This is a genomic window from Massilia aurea (assembly GCF_024753205.1).
Lineage (GTDB): Bacteria > Pseudomonadota > Gammaproteobacteria > Burkholderiales > Burkholderiaceae_D > Telluria > Telluria aurea.
In genome coordinates, this window is record NZ_JANUGZ010000003.1 from 871690 (window position 1) to 888903 (window position 17214).

The 17214-nt window shown below is 64.3% G+C and carries 17 protein-coding genes; 3 read left to right on the forward strand and 14 right to left on the reverse strand.

Going from position 1 to position 17214, the window contains the following annotated elements:
• Nucleotides 1–7: 7 nt before the first annotated feature.
• Nucleotides 8–2320 (reverse strand): UvrD-helicase domain-containing protein, encoded by a 2313-nt coding sequence (locus NX775_RS14470; RefSeq protein ID WP_258836634.1) that lies wholly within the window; start codon nt 2318–2320, stop codon nt 8–10.
• Between the two features lie 56 nt (nt 2321–2376).
• On the opposite strand from NX775_RS14470, the gene NX775_RS14475 reads away from it, so the two are divergent.
• Nucleotides 2377–2607 (forward strand): hypothetical protein, encoded by a 231-nt coding sequence (locus tag NX775_RS14475; protein WP_258836635.1) that lies wholly within the window; start codon nt 2377–2379, stop codon nt 2605–2607.
• A 23-nt stretch (nt 2608–2630) separates the two neighbouring features.
• Complete coding sequence (locus NX775_RS14480) at nt 2631–3176, forward strand: SRPBCC family protein (protein ID WP_258836636.1); 546 nt, start codon at nt 2631–2633, stop codon at nt 3174–3176.
• A gap of 42 nt (nt 3177–3218) precedes the next feature.
• Here NX775_RS14480 and hpaR read toward each other — a convergent pair whose 3' ends face one another.
• From hpaR to NX775_RS14510, 6 genes are all read right to left on the reverse strand, one after another.
• Nucleotides 3219–3707 carry a homoprotocatechuate degradation operon regulator HpaR gene (gene hpaR, locus NX775_RS14485; protein ID WP_258836637.1) on the reverse strand — a complete coding sequence of 163 codons (489 nt, stop codon included), beginning with the start codon at nt 3705–3707 and terminating at the stop codon, nt 3219–3221.
• A gap of 222 nt (nt 3708–3929) precedes the next feature.
• The gene (locus NX775_RS14490; protein WP_258836638.1) at nt 3930–4775 is read right to left on the reverse strand and encodes a hypothetical protein; all 846 of its coding nucleotides are present in this window, start codon (nt 4773–4775) and stop codon (nt 3930–3932) included.
• A gap of 211 nt (nt 4776–4986) precedes the next feature.
• On the reverse strand, nt 4987–6093 hold the full coding sequence (locus tag NX775_RS14495) for an S-(hydroxymethyl)glutathione dehydrogenase/class III alcohol dehydrogenase (RefSeq protein ID WP_183556889.1): 1107 nt from the start codon (nt 6091–6093) through the stop codon (nt 4987–4989).
• A 229-nt stretch (nt 6094–6322) separates the two neighbouring features.
• A complete protein-coding gene (locus NX775_RS14500; protein WP_258836639.1) occupies nt 6323–7471 on the reverse strand; it encodes an OmpA family protein in 1149 nt (382 codons plus the stop codon).
• Between the two features lie 17 nt (nt 7472–7488).
• Nucleotides 7489–9291, reverse strand: a complete 1803-nt coding sequence (locus NX775_RS14505; RefSeq protein WP_258836640.1) for an ice-binding family protein — start codon at nt 9289–9291, stop codon at nt 7489–7491.
• A 357-nt stretch (nt 9292–9648) separates the two neighbouring features.
• Entirely contained in the window at nt 9649–10053 is a 405-nt protein-coding gene (locus tag NX775_RS14510) for a hypothetical protein (protein ID WP_307732254.1), read from the reverse strand.
• Between the two features lie 291 nt (nt 10054–10344).
• Between NX775_RS14510 and NX775_RS14515 the strand changes: the two genes are divergently transcribed.
• Nucleotides 10345–11472: a metallophosphoesterase gene (locus NX775_RS14515; RefSeq protein ID WP_258836641.1), complete on the forward strand. Its 1128-nt coding sequence runs from the start codon at nt 10345–10347 to the stop codon at nt 11470–11472.
• Here the strand turns inward: NX775_RS14515 and NX775_RS14520 are convergent.
• The 7 genes from NX775_RS14520 to thiC are packed head-to-tail and all read right to left on the reverse strand — an operon-like array spanning nt 11467 to nt 17163.
• Nucleotides 11467–11991: a GNAT family N-acetyltransferase gene (locus tag NX775_RS14520; protein ID WP_258836642.1), complete on the reverse strand. Its 525-nt coding sequence runs from the start codon at nt 11989–11991 to the stop codon at nt 11467–11469. The two genes, NX775_RS14515 and NX775_RS14520, sit on opposite strands and share 6 nt — an antisense overlap.
• A gap of 59 nt (nt 11992–12050) precedes the next feature.
• The gene (locus NX775_RS14525; RefSeq protein ID WP_258836643.1) at nt 12051–12764 is read right to left on the reverse strand and encodes an ion channel; all 714 of its coding nucleotides are present in this window, start codon (nt 12762–12764) and stop codon (nt 12051–12053) included.
• A 38-nt stretch (nt 12765–12802) separates the two neighbouring features.
• Complete coding sequence (gene thiE, locus NX775_RS14530; protein WP_258836644.1) at nt 12803–13417, reverse strand: thiamine phosphate synthase; 615 nt, start codon at nt 13415–13417, stop codon at nt 12803–12805.
• A gap of 10 nt (nt 13418–13427) precedes the next feature.
• The gene (locus NX775_RS14535; RefSeq protein WP_258836645.1) at nt 13428–14171 is read right to left on the reverse strand and encodes a bifunctional hydroxymethylpyrimidine kinase/phosphomethylpyrimidine kinase; all 744 of its coding nucleotides are present in this window, start codon (nt 14169–14171) and stop codon (nt 13428–13430) included.
• Nucleotides 14168–15013, reverse strand: a complete 846-nt coding sequence (locus NX775_RS14540; RefSeq protein WP_258836772.1) for a thiazole synthase — start codon at nt 15011–15013, stop codon at nt 14168–14170. Before NX775_RS14540 ends, NX775_RS14535 begins: the two co-directional genes overlap by 4 nt.
• Nucleotides 15014–15033: 20 nt before the next feature.
• Nucleotides 15034–15237, reverse strand: coding sequence for a sulfur carrier protein ThiS (thiS, locus tag NX775_RS14545; RefSeq protein WP_258836646.1), 204 nt, complete (start codon nt 15235–15237; stop codon nt 15034–15036).
• Nucleotides 15238–17163, reverse strand: coding sequence for a phosphomethylpyrimidine synthase ThiC (gene thiC, locus NX775_RS14550; protein WP_258836647.1), 1926 nt, complete (start codon nt 17161–17163; stop codon nt 15238–15240).
• Between the last annotated feature and the right edge of the window lie 51 nt (nt 17164–17214).

The following is a 17214-nucleotide window of genomic DNA, read 5'->3' on the forward strand; positions in this document are numbered from 1 at the left end:
TGTTCTCTTAGCGGCCCACCCGCTCCAGCTTCGCGATCGACAGATCCAGCACCTTCACCCCCGCCGAACCAAAGTTGATCTGGGCCCGCGCCGCGCCAGCGCCGCCCTCAATGTTGACGATCACGCCTTCGCCAAACTTGGCGTGGACCACACTCTCGCCCACGCGCCAGCCGGTGCCATTGCCCGCCTTTTGCGTGATCTGCTGCGCGATCTTGTTGTCGCTGCCACCTTCGCGGAACTTGGCGTCGTCCCATGCCGTCGTCGACTTGCGCCCGCCAAACCAGTTGCCCTGCACGCGTGGCGAGAGCCACTTGATCGATTCATCGGGCAGTTCGTCGAAGAAACGCGATTTCATGTTGAAGCGTGTCTGGCCGTGCAGCATGCGCTGCTGCGTAAAGCTCATGTACAGACGGCGGCGCGCGCGTGTGATTGCCACGTACATCAGGCGCCGTTCTTCATCGACACCGTCGGCTTCGCGCGCGCTGCTCTCGTGCGGGAACAGGCCTTCTTCGAGGCCCGTGATGAACACGGCGTCGAATTCGAGGCCCTTGGCCGAGTGCACTGTCATCAGTTGCAGCGCCTCTTGCCCGGCCTGCGCCTGGGCATCGCCCGCTTCGAGCGACGCGTGCGACAGGAACGCCGACAGCGGTGACATCACGGTAGGCAGCGGCGCGCCGCCATCGAGGATCTCGATGCCATCCTGATACACGACCGATTCACCGGCCTGCGCCTGCGCCGGTGGCCCGAGGTGGGCCGGCGCCTGGGTACCGAAGCCCTCTTCTTGCACGAACTGGGTCGCGGCGCTGACCATCTGCTCCAGGTTTTCGATGCGGTCGGCGCCTTCTTTTTCATTGCCGTAATGCGTCAGCAGCGTACTGCGCTCGAGCACCACGCGCACAAGTTCGGGCAGCGGCAATTGCTGGGTCTCGAAGCGCGCACCTTCGATCAGTTTGACGAAGTTGCCCAGCACGGTGCCGGCCTTGCCCGTCATGTACGGCACGGCCGCGTACAGCGAAATGCCATAGCTGTCGGCCGCCATCTGCAACTGCTCGATCGAGCGCGCGCCGATACCGCGCGTGGGAAAGTTCACCACGCGCATGAAGGCCGAATCGTTGTGCGGATTGTCCATCAACTGCAGATAGGCGATCGCGTGCTTGACCTCGGCGCGCTGGAAGTAGCGCAGGCCGCCGTACACCGTGTAGGGAATGCCGGCCGCGAACAGCGCATGCTCGATCACGCGGCTCTGCGCGTTGCTGCGGTACAGGATCGCGATCTCGTTGCGGCCCATGCCCTCGTTCATGAGGCTCTTGGATTCTTCGATGATCCACTGCGCTTCTTCGAGATCCGACGAGGCCTCATACACGCGCACCTGCTCGCCCTGGCCCGCATCCGTGCGCAGGTTCTTGCCCAGGCGCTTGGCGTTGTTGGCGATCAGGAAGTTGGCGCTGTCGAGGATGTGGCCATGCGAGCGGTAATTCTGCTCGAGCTTGATCAGATTCTTGACCTGGTAGTCGCGTTCGAACGCCGACATATTGCCGACGTTGGCGCCGCGGAAGGCGTAGATGCTCTGGTCATCGTCACCGACGGCAAAGATGGCGCCGCCGCCCGATTCGCCCTGCCCCGCCAGCAGCTTGAGCAGATTGTATTGGAGGTCGTTGGTATCCTGAAACTCGTCGACCAGGATGTGGCGGAAACGCATCTGGTAATGGTGGCGCAGCGGCGTGTTGCGTGCCAGCAGTTCGTAAGAGCGCAGCAGCAGTTCGGCGAAATCGACGACGCCTTCGCGCTGGCATTGCTGGTCGTACAGTTCATACAGCTCGACCATGCGGCGCTCGATTGGGTCGTAGGCCTCGACCTGCGACGCGCGCAAGCCCTGGTCTTTCGCGTTGTTGATGAAGTACATCAGCGCCTTGGCCGGGTACTTTTCATCGTCGACGTTGTGCGCCTTGAGCATGCGCTTGATCAGCGAAAGCTGGTCTTGCGAATCGAGAATCTGGAACGTCTGTGGCAGCGCGGCGTCGCGGTAGTGCGTGCGCAGCAGCCGGTTGCACAGGCCGTGGAAGGTGCCGATCCACATGCCCCGCGTGTTGATCGGCAGCATCGACGACAGGCGCGTGAGCATTTCTTTCGCGGCCTTGTTCGTGAACGTCACCGCCATGATGCCGGCGGGCGAGACCTGATTGGTCTGGATCAGCCAGGCAATCCGCGTGGTCAGAACGCGCGTCTTGCCCGAGCCGGCGCCGGCCAGGATCAGGGCGCTTTGCGCCGGCAAGGTGACGGCGGCAAATTGTTCAGGATTCAGGGTGTCGAGTTTCAGCATCCGGCCATTATACCGCCGCCATATACTGTATGCCCATCCAGTTTCGTGGCGTACGCATGACGAATAGGACCGATGCGCTGTTGAACAATGCGCCATTGGTTTCAAACCGTACTGCGTCGCAGAAGTACCAGGTGGATAACGTCATCTTCCCTCCTGCTGTCATCTTCGGACATTTCATCGAAGAAATAGGATTAACTTCGCGTAATTTTCACGAATTAATCATCAAGCGCGCGCCGTGCGATGAGTGTTTCGATTATGTTAACACCAGCGTTGCGACAAGCTCGTGAAAATCTTAACAAGGAGAATGATCATGCTAGGACGCGTAGTGACCATGGCCGCACTGGCCGTCGGCGGTGTGATGCTGTCGAAAAAATTCAAGGGAAACAATGGCTTTGGCGCCAGCTCGGGAATCGTCGAAACCATCGAGATCAATGTGCCCGTGAGCACCGCCTATAACCAGTTCACACAGTTCGAAGACTTCCCACAATTCATGAAAAGCGTGAAGGAAATCCGCCAGCTCGACGACACGCACCTGCACTGGCGCGCCAACGTCGCCGGCGAAGAAAAAGAGTGGGATGCCGAGATCACCGAGCAGATTCCGGACAACCGCATCGCATGGCGCAGCGTCACCGGCGTGAAAAATGGCGGCGTCGTCACCTTCCACAAGATCTCGGACACCGTCACGCGCATTGCGCTGCAGATGGATTACGAGCCCGAAGGCGCGCTGGAAACCCTGGGCGACGCCCTGGGCGCCGTGCGCATGGAAGCGCGCGCCAACCTGGCCAACCTCAAGGAATTGCTCGAGCAGCGTGGCAGCGAAACCGGCGCCTGGCGCGGCAAGGTCGACCAGCATTGATCGAGCAGCATTGCTCGACCCATGCTGGCACAGGCACGCCGGCTAAGGCCGGCGGCTGTTGACCGGCTTGATCGACGACGGCAGCGCCACCCGCTCGACCGGCGTCGTCTGCGCAGCAATAAAACCTTCGAGCGCCAGCGACAGATCGGCCACAACCTGCGCGCCGTAAGCCGCTTCGATCAATTTGTACTGGCGCTCGATGAGCGGCGCGATATCGTCAATCAGACGGTCGCCTTTGGGCGCGAGGCGCACCCAGATGCGGCGCTGGTCGGCCGCCACGCGCTGGCGCTCGATCAGCCCCAGCTCTTCCATCCGCGACAGCACGCCCGTCATGCTCGGGCTCAGGATCTGGCAAAGTTCGCACATCTCCCGTGGCTCCAGTTGCGCATGCTCGTCCAGCACGCGCAGGATGCGCCATTGCTGTTCGGTCACACCGAAATGGTTGAGGATGGGACGGAAGTGCAGCAACAACGATTCTCGCGCCTTCAGAAAAAGCTGGGGAAGATTGCGGTGGGTGATCCGGCGGGCCAAGGAATGCTCCGTAATAGGTAATTCTGTCTCTGGTTCTGCATCGGCCGCTGCGCAGGGAGCGCGGCAATCGTGCCTGGCTGACTAATATACTTGCCAGCCCGGTGGATTTCGCTTCACGCAGCCGATTCCAGGCGAATTTTTTGTGAACAGATATTACCGCAACCCCTCTGGAGCACAAAAGGGCGGCTCGATGGCCGCCCTCTTCACGTCAATGGGAACGCATCAACCCGCAACCGGCGCCGGCCGCGCCAGCCCTTTCGCCCGCGCATCGCGGATCAACGCGCGCACTGTTTCATCGGCGACTTTGCTTTCGCGCTCCATCTCCTTGCCCAGCATGCCCATTTGCTCACCCAGCACATGCATCGGCTTGCCGGCCTCTTCCATCTGGCGGCCAATCGCCTCCATCGACGCGTGCGACTTGCGTATCTGCGGCGAGTCATAGGCCTGGCCAATCTGCCGGCCCGCGGCATTCATGCGTGCACCGGTCGCGGCCATTTCGCGGCTCAGGCGCTCGCGCTCCGCCTGGTCACGTGCCGTTTCCATCTGGCTGCTCAGGCGTTCCATGTGCTGGCTCAGGGCCTGCATGCCGCCGTCGATTTCACGCATGTCGCGCTCGCTGGGCAGGTTGTCCTTGCTGACGGCAACCCGGTCCATCTGGCGCCCCAGCGCGTCCATTTTCTTGCTGTGGACATCCATCTCCTTGCTGTGCACGTCCATGCGGGCACTCAGCCGATCCAGCGGCGCCCAGGCGGTACGCACTTTGGCCATGACCGCGGCATCCTGAATCACGTAGTCGCGTCCGCCTTCACGGAACCAGATGAACTCGCCGGGAATGGCGCGCTGGGCCGCTTTCACTGCTGGCCAGTCGTCGCTGCTGCCACTGATATTGAAGCTGCCTTCCTTGCCGCGCACAAGCGCGTACGGCTCGCCCTGCGTCACGCGCACCGCGCGTTTGGCCTCCTGCGCGCCAGCCTGCATGGGCACGGTCAATGCCAGCGACGCAGCGCACAGCGCCAGGCCAATGAAGGGAAGCGCCAGTCGGCGTGTGAGCGGTGCAGGATGCGGCATGATGTTCTCCTTGGGCCAGGGACAATGGCAACGGGCCGGACGCAGCCGGCGATGACATCACTCTAGCCACCGCTCACGCCACGAACCAGCACGCTGCGACAGGGCGTCGAAATCGCGGCGCAGGCCGTCATTCGAGGCACAGAACGACAACGCGGCCCGAAGGCCGCGTTCAATTCATGCAAAGAGCGCAAGCCGCGAGGCCTGCCTTGACTTAATACACGACCACCGAGCGGATCGACTCGCCCGACTTCATGAGGTCAAAGCCTTCGTTGATGCGGTCGAGCGGCAGGTGGTGGGTGATCAGGTCGTCGATATTGATCTTGTTTTCCATGTACCAGTCGACGATCTTCGGCACGTCGGTGCGCCCGCGCGCGCCGCCGAAGGCCGAGCCCTTCCATTCGCGGCCCGTCACCAGCTGGAACGGACGGGTGGCAATTTCCTGGCCAGCAGCGGCCACGCCGATGATGATCGACTTGCCCCAGCCCTTGTGGCAGCACTCGAGCGCCTGGCGCATCGTGTTCACGTTGCCGATGCACTCGAAGCTATAGTCGGCGCCGCCATCGGTCAACTGAACAATGGCGTCGACCACGTTCTCGACCTGGGTCGGATTGATGAAATGGGTCATGCCGAACTTGCGCGCCATCGCTTCGCGTTCCGGGTTCAGGTCGACACCGATGATCTTGTCGGCGCCCACCATCCGGGCTGCCTGGATCACGTTCAGGCCGATACCGCCCAGGCCGAACACGACCACATTCGCGCCCGCCTCGACCTTGGCGGTGAAGATCACGGCGCCGATGCCGGTGGTCACGCCGCAACCGATGTAACAGATCTTGTCGAACGGCGCGTCATTGCGCACCTTCGCCAGGGCGATCTCGGGCACCACGATGTAATTCGAGAAGGTCGACGTGCCCATGTAGTGATAGATCGGCTGGCCGTCGATCGAAAAGCGCGACGTCGCATCCGGCATCAGGCCGCGGCCCTGCGTCGAGCGGATCGCCTGGCACAGATTGGTCTTTTGCGACAGGCAGAATTTGCACTGGCGGCATTCCGGCGTGTACAGCGGAATCACGTGATCGTCTTTACGCAGGCTGGTCACGCCCGGACCCACATCGACCACCACGCCCGCGCCTTCATGGCCCAGGATCGACGGGAAGATGCCTTCCGGGTCAGCGCCCGACAGCGTGTAGTAGTCGGTATGGCAAATGCCGGTGGCCTTGATCTCGACCAGCACTTCACCGGCCTTCGGGCCTTCGAGTTCCACTTCTTCGATCGTCAGCGGCTGACCCGCCTTCCACGCGATTGCTGCCTTGGTTTTCATGTCGTTTTCCCGTTGCTTGAGGTGATCCGCGCACGCGTGTGCGCTGCAAAGACCCCATGATAACAAGCCTGGCGCATCATGGCCGCGCACGCCGGTGGGTGCAGCGCTGTCACCGTTGATCCTGCAACGAGGTCGTGCCGCAGAGGCAACAACGCCGTCCGGGCTGTTTCCAGCGGGGACGGCGTTATTGGATGACGCTGAAGGCCATCGGCGCTTCAGCCAAACCCGCTCAGCGGCTGGTACGCGTTCCCACCACTTCGATCACGACGCGGCGATTCTTGGCGCGTCCTTCGGCCGTGGCATTGTCCGCGATCGGCTGCGTTTCGCCCTTGCCCTCGGTGTACAGGCGGGCCTGGTCCAGACCTTTCGACACCAGGTAGGCCTTGACGGCATCGGCGCGGCGCAGCGACAGTTTCTGGTTGTACGCGTCCGAGCCGACCGAGTCGGTATGACCCACAGCAATCATGACTTCGGTATCCATGCCCTGCAGCTTGCTCATCAGGTCGTCCAGCCCTGCCTTGCCCTCAGGCTTGACCACCGCCCGGTCGAAGTCGAACAGCGCTTCGGCCGCAAACGACACCTTCTCCGACACGGGCTGCGGCGCCGGCTGCACGACTGGCGCCACAGGTTGTACTTCCGGCTGCATGACCACCGGCTCCGGTGCCGGGATCGGGCGGGCCGCAGGCCGGCCGAACGCACGGATCAGGCTGATCGACGCCAGGTCCATTTCGCCGCGGTTGCCCAGCGGGTCACGCAGACGATAGCGTTCGATCTCGCCGCGCACTGCCCAGGCATCGTTGATCTGGTATTGCAGACCGAGGCCGACCTTGGCCTGGAACTTTTCTTCTTTCTCGGGATTCGGGGCAGTCACGCCATTGAGCCGGTTGCCCGAAAAATGCGCCGTCGAGCGTCCATACTGACCACCGACGCGTGCCAGCGCCGACAGGCGCGGGGTCAGCGGCAGATAACCGATCAGGTCGAGGTTGACGCCGCGAAAGCTCGTCTCGCCGCGCAGGTTGCCGTTGCCAGATGTGGTGGCCTGAAAGCCGAACTTGCCGATGTCAAAGTACCCGGCCTCGACCGCGAAGTAGCGGTTGAACTTCTTGCCGACGAATACCTTATAGCCAAGATCACGCTGGTCGGTCGTAAACGACTCGAGGCTGGCGCCGTTGGAGGTCAGGCTGCGCGCGATGCGCTCGTCGTCGATCTTGGCACGGCCCTGGCCCAGGCCGGCACCGGCATACCAAGCGCTGTCGGCCCAGTCGGGATCGATGATATCGCTGTTGACGGTGCTCCGGTCCTGGCCCGCCGCGCTGGCGGCGTTGATGCCAGCGCCGGCAAGGACGGCGCAGGCGAGCAGTGTGAGTGTATTTTTCATGATGGGTTCCGGACCGGTTATTTGGTGATGCGGTTATTGAGCAGCGTGACGGCGACGCCCGAGAGGACGCGGCCATTGAGCAGCGTGGCGTTGTCACCCACGGTGATCGCGGCAGCCTGCCCCAGAACCGTTCCCTTGAAGGTGCTGTTCGCGGCCACGGTGGTTGCGCCCACAGGCACCCACGTGACGTCGTTGGCCGTGGCGCCGTTGATGAGTTCCACTTCCGAGTTTGCCGCCGTATCGAGCGTCTGCGCGGTGCGGAAGATATACACACCAGCACCATTCAGCGTCAGTTTTCCGGTGATGTTGATCTTGCCAGCGTAGCAATACACACCAGGCGTGAGCACCAGGCTGCCGAAGTCGACGTCGCCTGCAAAAGTAAGCGTGCACAGTCGGCTGTTGGCATCGACGATGGCCAGTTGAAGGTCGTTCAGCGCGGTCTGCAGAATTGCACCCGACTGGTAGTTCGTGAAACCGGGCGCGACGACCGGCGCAGTGGTTTGCGACGGCGAACCGACGTCGCCGGTGATGAGCGTGGTGCCGCCCGAATTATTGGTCAGCGCGGTACCGGCCAGCACGCCGAACGTCGCTGCAGAGCGCAGGTTGACGGAAGCAACCGGCGGCGCGGGCACAACGGGTACCACGGGCACAACTGGCACAACAGGCAACACGGTCAGATTGGCCGTGCCCGATGCGCCGTCCAGTGCTGCGGTCAGGACCACATTGCCGGCGGACACGCCAGTGGCGATGCCGGTAGGCAGCACGGTAGCGATCGCCGTCGAAGACGATGTCCAGCTGACGGCCGTGGTAACGATGGCGCTCGTGTTGTTCGAGTAGAAGGCCGTGGCGACGAATGGCATGCTGCCGTTGACGACGACGGTGCCAATCTCCGGTGTAACGACGAGTCGGGAGATCGTCACGCCAGGCAGCACGGCGCCGTTCAGCGTGGTGGCGCTCGCCGTGGCCGACCTGCCGCTGAAGCTGGCGGTAATGACCGACGTACCCGGCGCGACGCCGGTGATCACGCCACTGGCGGCGACGGCGACCTGCGCCGTGCTGGACGAAACATACGTGCTCGCGCCTGTGACATCGACGACCGAGCCATCCGAATAGCCTGCCAATGCGGTCAGCTGGGCAGTGGCGCCAACGGCGAAGCTGTTCGCGGCAGGCGTGAGGCCCAGCGAGACCAGCGTCGCCGGCAGGACCGTCAGCGTGGCGTTGCCTGTGAGGCCGCCGGACGATGCGCTGATGACCGAGGTCCCCTGCGCCTTGCCCAGCGCCAGACCGGTGCCGGCCACGACCGACGCCACATTCGTGGAGGCCGAGCTGAAGGTCGATACTGCACTGATGTCGCGCGTCGTGTTGTCACTGAACGTGCCAAGCGCGACGAACTGCTGGGTATTGCCGATATTGATCGACGGATTCACCGGAGCGACGGCAAGCGATACCAGCCGCGCGGGCAGGACCGTCAGAGTTGCCGAGCCGCTCTTGCCTTCAAAGGCAGCGGTGATCACCGAAGTGCCGGCAGCAACGCCGATAGCCATACCGCGCGCTGCATCGACCGTGCCAGCCGCCGGCGTGGCCGAGGTCCAGGCCGAAAGCAGCGTGATATCACGCGCCGAACCGTCGGAATAGGCGGCCGTGGCCGTAAATTGTTGGGTTGCACCGATTGCCACCGACGCGGTCGTTGGCGACACCGCCACGCTGACCAGACTTGTCGCCGGCAATCCCAGGACCGGATCGCGTCCCTGGTCACCGCCGCCACAGCCTGTGACAAGCACGGCGCTCATCAGGCCGAGGCCGCACAAGAGGCGTTTCATGGAGCGTCTCACGGTTTGTATCATATGTATTCCTGTTCGAGAAAATTTCCGGAGCTGCTCTGCATGGGCTCATGCACGAGGACGGAAACTGCGGCGGCGCTTGCGATGCAAAGACGCGAACCGGAACCGACTATCTGTTGTAAAGTTGGTGAGAACCGTGCGGTAGCGCGCTTATGCACAGCAATAGTTTCCCAAAAGATATATCCACTTGGAATCGTTATTCTGTGTTAGCGCGCGGGAGAGGATGTCACCTGCCGGAAGGCACGGTGCCTTCAATGGGCGAAAGATGGTTAGCAGACGACGTTATCTGGCAGAAGCAGCAACCCTGGTCTGCCGCTTCTTTTGATTGACAGGCGGTCACACTCCCGGCGCATCCACCAGCAGGTCGGGCTGCAGTGCGCGAATACGCAACTCGGTGAAATAGCCACCGGCCTCGTTATAGCGTAGGTAGTGGCGGCTGCATTTGGTGCAGCGTGCCACGCTACAGCGGTTAGTTGGATAAAAACGCGGCGCGATGGGCGCGTCCGGGCTGTCGTAGCGGGTGCCGGCCGGGTGGTATTCGGCAAAGGTCGGCTCGTCGTACGGATCATCGAGCAGGGTGCCGACCTCTTCGAAGCAGTCCAGCTCCAGGGTCAACGGCTGCGCGGTCCAGGCTTGCAAGGGCGTGATGGTGCAGCTGCATGCCTGCGTCACGGCCGCCGATGCCTGGGCCTGGCGCATCAGCAATGGGAAATCCACTGTCAGCTGGTTGTTCAAGGACATATCGGTTCTTTCATCGATCGTCGGGTGCGAAGGCGATTTCATCGCCTTCACGCAGCCTGCCATGGCATCCTACCCTGCCCCGCCCGTGGCGTCACCCAGGGACCTTCGTCTCCATTTCTTCCCGGGTCCTCAGCGCTGCCATCGGACAATCTGCGTTATGCTCGCCTGTTCGACAGTTCAAGCAGAAGCCACGATGCATATTTACCCAACGTTTTCTGCGGACAGCACGCCCTGTCCGCACCACCCCCCGGTATGCCCAAGCGGCATGGCAATCCTGACCGGGAGTGTCTGATGTTTCATCTGATGTTCAGCCTTCCCTGCCTGCTGGTCCTGGTGCGCTGGCTCTGGCCGCTGCCGTTGCCCACGAAATCCAAAGTCGCCAGCGCCGTCGTGCTGGTGCTGGTCTCGCAATACCACCTGTGGTCGCGTCTGTCGTCCGGCAGCGTGTTCTCGCCCGAATTCCCGAAGGGCCTGATCATCCTGTTCAACTGGGGCTTCGGCGCGATCCTGCTGCTGGCCGTGTTCCAGCTGCTGGTCGATGCCGGCGCGCTGATCGCGATGGCGATCCGGCGCCGCCGCGTGGCGATTGCACCGCGCGTGCGCTACGGCATCGCCATCGCCGCTGCGCTGCTGGCCGCCCTGGGCGTGAACCAGGCAATCAAGTCGCCGTCGCTCGAAGACGTGCTGATCGAGGTGAAGAACCTGCCGCACGAATTCGACGGCTACCAGGTCGTGCACCTGACCGACCTGCACATCAGCCGCCTGTTCGACGCGCCGTGGACGCGCAAGGTCGTCGCCGACGCCAATGCGCTGGACGCCGACCTGATCGTCATTACCGGCGACCTGATCGACGGCAATATCGCGCACCGCGAACGCGACGTGGCGCCACTGCGCGACCTGCGCGCACCGGATGGCGTCTGGGTCATTCCTGGCAACCACGAGTACTTTTTCGGCCACAAGGCGTGGATGGCGTATTTCGCGGGGCTCAACATGACGCCGCTGGACAACAGCCATACCGTTCTCAAGCGCGGCGCCGGGCAGCTGGTATTGGCCGGTGTCAACGACGTGACCGCCCCGCAGACCGGCGCGGCGCCGCCCGACGTCGATGCCGCCTTGCGCGGCGCACCGACCGGTGCACCAGTGATCCTGCTCGACCACCAGCCGCGCAATGCCCGCCACGCCGCCAGCCGCGGCGTCGCGCTGCAACTATCCGGCCACACCCATGGCGGAATGATCGTCGGACTCGATCGGGTGGTGGCGCGCGCCAACAATGGCTTCGTCTCGGGCCGCTATAACGTCGACGGGATGACGCTGTACCTGAACAATGGCACCGCATTGTGGCCGGGTTTCGCGCTGCGCCTGGGCGTACCGTCCGAGCTGACCCGGATCACGCTGCGGCGTCAGACGGCGCGTTCATGATCCTGCGATGACCAGCCGCATGCGCTGCTCGACCTGATCCGACCCCGGCCGCATCGGCTCTTGCCATCCCGTGGCAATGAACCCGGCGCGCGTGTACAAGCGCACTGCCCCATCGTTGGCGCAATTAACACCAAGCTGCATCGCAGTGGCGCCGCGCGCCCGCGCCCAGCGCACCGCTTCGGTCAGCAAGCCCGCAGCCACACCCTGCCCGCGCGCTTCGGGCGCCACCCACATCTGGAACAGGTTCACGAGGGCCGGGTCGTCGGCGTCGACCTTCGCCCAGGCCAGCCCGGCGGGTTGGCCTGCGACGTGGGCCACGAGTGGATGGTCGATGCCGGACATGGCCGCGCGGGCCATGCGCGCCGCCCATTCTTCGGGCGGCCGCGTGGATTCAGCGGCCAGCGTGCTGCCAAAGGCGTCGGGCGCGTCTTCCAGCGCGCGCAGGCGGAGCGCGCGGTAGAGCGGCCAGGCATCGGGCGTGAAGTTGCGAATCGTGTAGCCTGCCAGTTGGTACGCCATGCACGTGCTCCTGTTGGTCGTTGGAGGACGATTCTAGCAAGCAATTCTAGCGTTGTGGCTCAATCCTGTTCCCACTCTTCTAGCTTGCGCTTGCGTGCGCGGCCGACCTCGATCCGGTTGCGGGTCGTGAAGGCAATCAGCCGCGCCACGACCACCGCCAGGTACATCAAACCGACCAGCATCTCAACACTGGCCAGCGCCCGCGCCGGTGGCGTCAGCGGAATCACGTCGCCGATGCCCGTGCTCGACAGCAGCGCAAAGCTCAGGTAATTGAGTTCGGTCCAGGTACGCGGGGCGCCTGCGTTGACGGCGGCGGCGAACGTGCCGGGCTGGACTTCCTGCAGCAGGATGTACATGTGCGTGAAGGCCCAGGCCAGCAGCGTGAACGTGGCGCCGGCCGCGAACAGCTCGTCGGTCGTGGCCCGTTCGTCTTCCATCATGTAGGCGATCAGACTGCCGGCCGCGTAGAAGTAGAACAGCGCCTCCAGCCCCGAGGACCAGGCCAGCAGGTGGTTATAGCCGAGCAGGATCTGCGCCAGCAGCAGGACGATGATCGGCACCGCCAGTGCCCAGCTCACGCGCACCTCGCCAGGCGTGCGCCGCACCATGCGGATGGCAAACGCCAGCACCACGATGCCGAAGCAGTTGAACGCCACCTGGCCGGCCCGGGTGCCTTCGATGAACGGATAGGACAGCATGCCGAGCAGCTGCACCAGCAGCAGGATAGCGGACGGATGGCGGCGGGTGTGGATGAACAGGCGCGGAGAGATCATGGTGGCAGGACAAAGTCGTAAGTACTGCCATTGTAGGTTCAGCCGGCCGAAAACAGGCTCCCGAATGCGTGCGCGGCCGTGTGCGGATCGGCCGCACCGTAGACGCTCGTGATCGCCGCGACCATGTCGGCGCCCCGCGCGACCAGCGGCGCGGCGTTGGCCGGCGTCATGCCGCCGATGACGACCAGGGGCAGTGTGAACTCGGCGCGTGCCTGGTCGAGCAGCTCTGGTGGCGTCACGAACGTGTATTGTTTGACCGGTGATGGATAGAAGCCGCCAAAGGCTAGATAGCTGGCGCTGGCGTCGCGCGCAGCGCGCGCCAGCGCCAGCTCGCCGTAGCACGAGGCGCCGACGATCTTGGCCGGGCCCAGCAGCGCGCGGGCAGCGGCGATGGCCCCATCGGTATGGCCCAGGTGCACGCCATCGGCGTCGATCGCCTGGCACAGGTCGGGATGGTCGTTGATGACGAGCGGGCAGCCGTGGCGGCGGCACAGCGCCAGCAGCGCGGTCGCCTGCTCGAGGCGCAGCAGCGCGCTCGCGTCCTTGTGCCGGTATTGCACCAGCGCGGCGCCGGCGCGCAGTGCGGCGTCGGTGGCGGCGAGCAGCCGGTCGGTGTCGTTCCAGTTCGGTGTGACGAGATACAGGCCTTGCATGGTGGCTCCTTCAATGGGGTTGGCACAGCCGGCGCGGAATGCGCTGGCCCGGCGCGACTGCGAACGATTGCGCCAGCGTGGCGTGCGTATAGGCCTGCGCGCGCTCGAGGGCGATGACCATCGACTCGCCCAGCGCGAGACGCGCCGCCAGCGCTGCGGCCAGCGTGCAGCCGCTGCCGTGGTACGTATCGGGCAGGCGCGGCCAGCGCCACTCGCGCAGCACCCGACCATCCTGCAGCCAGCGGTTGATGACCGTGTCGCCAGGCGCATGGCCGCCCGTAACGAGCATCTGTCTGGTGCCTGGCAGGTCCAGCGCGGCGCGCTCTGGCAGATTGGGCAGCACGATCGTCGCCAATGTCAGCAAATCGGACAAGGCGGCGCTGGCGCTGCCCCGCCCCAGCGCATCGCCATGGCCGCTGGCCAGCACCGGGTCGAGCACCACCGGCAGCTCGGGTTGCCGTGCGCGCAGGTCGCGGATGATGGCCGCGATTGCCGCGGCATTGGCCGCGTTGCCGGGGATGCCCAGCTTGAAGGCGCGGATATCGAAGGCCGCGACCAGCGGCGCGGCCTGGCGCGCGACCAGGCCGGCGTCGACCGGGTGCGCCTCGAACACACGGTTATTGTCCTGGCAGGTCAGCGCCGTGGCCACCGGCAGCGCATGGGCGCCCTGCGCGGCAATGGCCAGGATGTCGGCCGCCAGGCCCGCGCCGCCGCCGGGATCCAGCCCGGCGAAGACCAGCACGCACGGTGTCATGCGGCGAGGTTATCGATGACGTCAGGTGTGACGTCGCCCGTGATCCTGCCCTCGACCGGCGACGATGGCGAGGCCGCGAACCGCTTCGGCATGCGCCCCGCCAGATAGGCGTCGCGCCCGGCCAGCACCGCATGCTTCATCGCGCGCGCCATGCGCACCGGGTCGCGCGCGCCGGCAATCGCGGTGTTCATCAGCACGCCATCGCAGCCGAGTTCCATCGCGATCGCGGCATCCGACGCCGTGCCCACACCGGCATCGACCAGCACCGGCACCGTGGCCTGCTCGATGATCAGCTGCAGGTTCCACGGATTGAGAATGCCCATCCCCGAGCCGATCAGCGACGCCAGCGGCATCACGGCCACGCAGCCGATCTCTTGCAGGATGCGGGCCTGGATCGGATCGTCGCTGCAGTAGACCATCACGTCGAAGCCGTCGCGCACCAGCGTTTCGGCGGCCTTGAGTGTCTCGGGCATGTGCGGGAACAGCGTCGTGGCGTCCCCCAGCACCTCGAGCTTGACGAGATTGCGCCCGCCCAGCAGCTCGCGCGCCATCTGCAGCGTGTAGACCGCATCCTTGGCATTGAAACAGCCGGCCGTGTTGGGCAGGATAGTGAACTCCGACGGCGGCAGCACGTCGAGCAAGCTGGGCGCGTTCGCGTCCTGGCCGATGTTGACGCGGCGGATCGCCACCGTGACGATCTCGGCGCCGGCCGCCAGCGTGGCCTCGCGCGTTTGCGCCAGGTCGCGGTATTTGCCGCTGCCAACCAGCAAGCGCGAACGGTAGGCGCGTCCGGCGATGGTGAGTACATCCGGTTGCCCGTCTGGTTTCATGTTTTCGTTCATGACATTCATCCTGTTCTCCTTTAGCCGCCACCGATGGCGCGTACGATATCGACCCGGTCCTGCGCCTGCAGGCGGCGCGTCGGCCACTGCTGGCGCGGCACCACCTCGCGGTTGACGGCCAGCGCCATCCCCTGCCCGCTCAGGTCCAGCTGCTCGAGCAGGCCGGCGAGCGTCTGGCCCGGCGACACGCCGCACGGCGCGCCGTTGACTTCGATCGATGTCATTCAGACCTCCCGGTACAGCCGGGCGCCGTCGCGCACGAACTCGATCGCTTTTTCCTGCATCCCCTGTTGCAGGGCCGTCTCGCCCTGCACGCCATTGGCGGCGGCGTAGGCGCGTACTTCCTGCGTGATCTTCATCGAGCAGAAATGCGGGCCGCACATCGAGCAGAAATGGGCCACCTTGGCCGAATCCTTGGGCAGCGTCTCGTCGTGGAATTCGCGCGCCTTGTCGGGATCCAGGCCCAGGTTGAACTGGTCGTCCCAGCGGAATTCGAAACGCGCCTTGGACAGCGCGTTGTCGCGCAGCTGCGCGCCCGGGTGGCCCTTGGCCAGGTCGGCCGCATGAGCCGCGATCTTGTACGTGATGATGCCGTCCTTGACGTCCTGCTTGTCAGGCAACCCCAGGTGTTCCTTGGGTGTCACGTAGCACAGCATCGCCGTGCCGTACCAGCCGATGGTGGCCGCGCCGATGCCGGACGTGATGTGATCGTACCCGGGCGCGATATCGGTCGTGAGCGGCCCGAGCGTGTAGAACGGCGCTTCATGGCACTGCTCGAGCTGCAGGTCCATGTTCTCTTTGATCAGGTGCAGCGGCACGTGGCCGGGGCCTTCGATGATCGTCTGTACGTCGTGCTTCCACGCGATCTGCGTGAGTTCGCCCAGCGTTTTCAGTTCGGCCAGCTGCGCTTCGTCATTGGCGTCGTAAATCGAGCCGGGGCGCAGGCCGTCGCCCAGGCTGAAGGTCACGTCGTACGCCTTCATGATGGCGCAGATGTCTTCAAAGTGGGTGTACAGGAACGATTCGCGGTGGTGCGCCAGGCACCACTTGGCCATGATCGAGCCGCCGCGCGAGACGATGCCCGTCAGGCGATTGGCCGTCATCGGCACGTAGCGCAGCAGCACGCCGGCGTGGATCGTGAAGTAGTCGACGCCCTGTTCGGCCTGTTCGATCAGCGTGTCCCGGAAAATCTCCCAGGTCAGGTCCTCGGCCTTGCCATTGACCTTTTCCAGCGCCTGGTAGATTGGCACCGTGCCGATCGGGACAGGGCTGTTACGCAGGATCCATTCGCGTGTTTCGTGAATATGCTTGCCGGTCGACAGATCCATCACCGTGTCGGCGCCCCAACGGATCGCCCAGGTCATCTTTTCGACTTCCTCGCCAATCGACGAGGTCACGGCCGAATTGCCGATATTGGCGTTGACCTTGACCAGGAAGTTGCGGCCGATGATCATCGGCTCGATTTCGGGGTGGTTGATATTGAGGGGGATGACGGCGCGGCCGCGCGCGACTTCGGAGCGCACGAATTCGGGCGTGATCTCGGCCGGGATGCTGGCGCCGAACGACTGGCCCGGATGCTGGCGGCCCATCAGGTCAGCGACCCGCTTGCCCATCGGGCCGGACGCATGCAGCGATGCGATGTACTCCTTGCGCTGCATGTTTTCGCGCAGTGCGATGAATTCCATCTCGGGCGTGATGATGCCCTGGCGCGCGTAGTGCATCTGCGTGACGTTCGCGCCGCTCCTGGCGCGGCGGGGCGCGCGCTGCAGATCGAAGCGCAGCGCGCTCAAGGCCGGATCGTTCAGCCGCTGCTGGCCATACTGCGACGATGGCCCGGCCAGTTGCTCGGTGTCGCCGCGCCCGTCGATCCACGGTTGGCGCATTGGTGCCAGGCCGCTGCGGATATCGATCGCGGTGGCCGGTTCGGTGTACGGCCCCGACGTGTCGTAGACGAACAGCGGCGGATTGGGTTCGCCGCCAAAGCTGTCGGACGTGGCCGACTGGCTGATCGCGCGCATCGGCACGCGGATATCGGGCCGGCTGCCTTCGATGTAGACCTTGCGAGAATTGGGTAGCGATGCGATGGCTGCCTGGTCCACCGTGGCGGTGGCGGCATCGAACAGTTGCGAAGACTTCGGCGGTGCGTTCATGTGGCTCCCTTGCGTGCATGAGAGCCAGCAAAGGAGTTACCGGGTGCGGCG

Bases quoted from the DNA above. Each gene is read 5' to 3' on its own strand.
- NX775_RS14470 (WP_258836634.1), bottom strand. From the start codon at position 2,320: ATGCTGAAACTCGACACCCTGAATCCTGAACAATTTGCCGCCGTCACC.
- NX775_RS14475 (WP_258836635.1), top strand. From the start codon at position 2,377: ATGACGAATAGGACCGATGCGCTGTTGAACAATGCGCCATTGGTTTCA.
- NX775_RS14480 (WP_258836636.1), top strand. From the start codon at position 2,631: ATGCTAGGACGCGTAGTGACCATGGCCGCACTGGCCGTCGGCGGTGTG.
- NX775_RS14490 (WP_258836638.1), bottom strand. From the start codon at position 4,775: ATGCCGCATCCTGCACCGCTCACACGCCGACTGGCGCTTCCCTTCATT.
- NX775_RS14495 (WP_183556889.1), bottom strand. From the start codon at position 6,093: ATGAAAACCAAGGCAGCAATCGCGTGGAAGGCGGGTCAGCCGCTGACG.
- NX775_RS14500 (WP_258836639.1), bottom strand. From the start codon at position 7,471: ATGAAAAATACACTCACACTGCTCGCCTGCGCCGTCCTTGCCGGCGCT.
- NX775_RS14505 (WP_258836640.1), bottom strand. From the start codon at position 9,291: ATGAAACGCCTCTTGTGCGGCCTCGGCCTGATGAGCGCCGTGCTTGTC.
- NX775_RS14510 (WP_307732254.1), bottom strand. From the start codon at position 10,053: ATGTCCTTGAACAACCAGCTGACAGTGGATTTCCCATTGCTGATGCGC.
- NX775_RS14515 (WP_258836641.1), top strand. From the start codon at position 10,345: ATGTTTCATCTGATGTTCAGCCTTCCCTGCCTGCTGGTCCTGGTGCGC.
- NX775_RS14520 (WP_258836642.1), bottom strand. From the start codon at position 11,991: ATGGCGTACCAACTGGCAGGCTACACGATTCGCAACTTCACGCCCGAT.
- NX775_RS14525 (WP_258836643.1), bottom strand. From the start codon at position 12,764: ATGATCTCTCCGCGCCTGTTCATCCACACCCGCCGCCATCCGTCCGCT.
- thiE (WP_258836644.1), bottom strand. From the start codon at position 13,417: ATGCAAGGCCTGTATCTCGTCACACCGAACTGGAACGACACCGACCGG.
- NX775_RS14535 (WP_258836645.1), bottom strand. From the start codon at position 14,171: ATGACACCGTGCGTGCTGGTCTTCGCCGGGCTGGATCCCGGCGGCGGC.
- NX775_RS14540 (WP_258836772.1), bottom strand. From the start codon at position 15,013: ATGAACGAAAACATGAAACCAGACGGGCAACCGGATGTACTCACCATC.
- thiS (WP_258836646.1), bottom strand. From the start codon at position 15,237: ATGACATCGATCGAAGTCAACGGCGCGCCGTGCGGCGTGTCGCCGGGC.
- thiC (WP_258836647.1), bottom strand. From the start codon at position 17,163: ATGAACGCACCGCCGAAGTCTTCGCAACTGTTCGATGCCGCCACCGCC.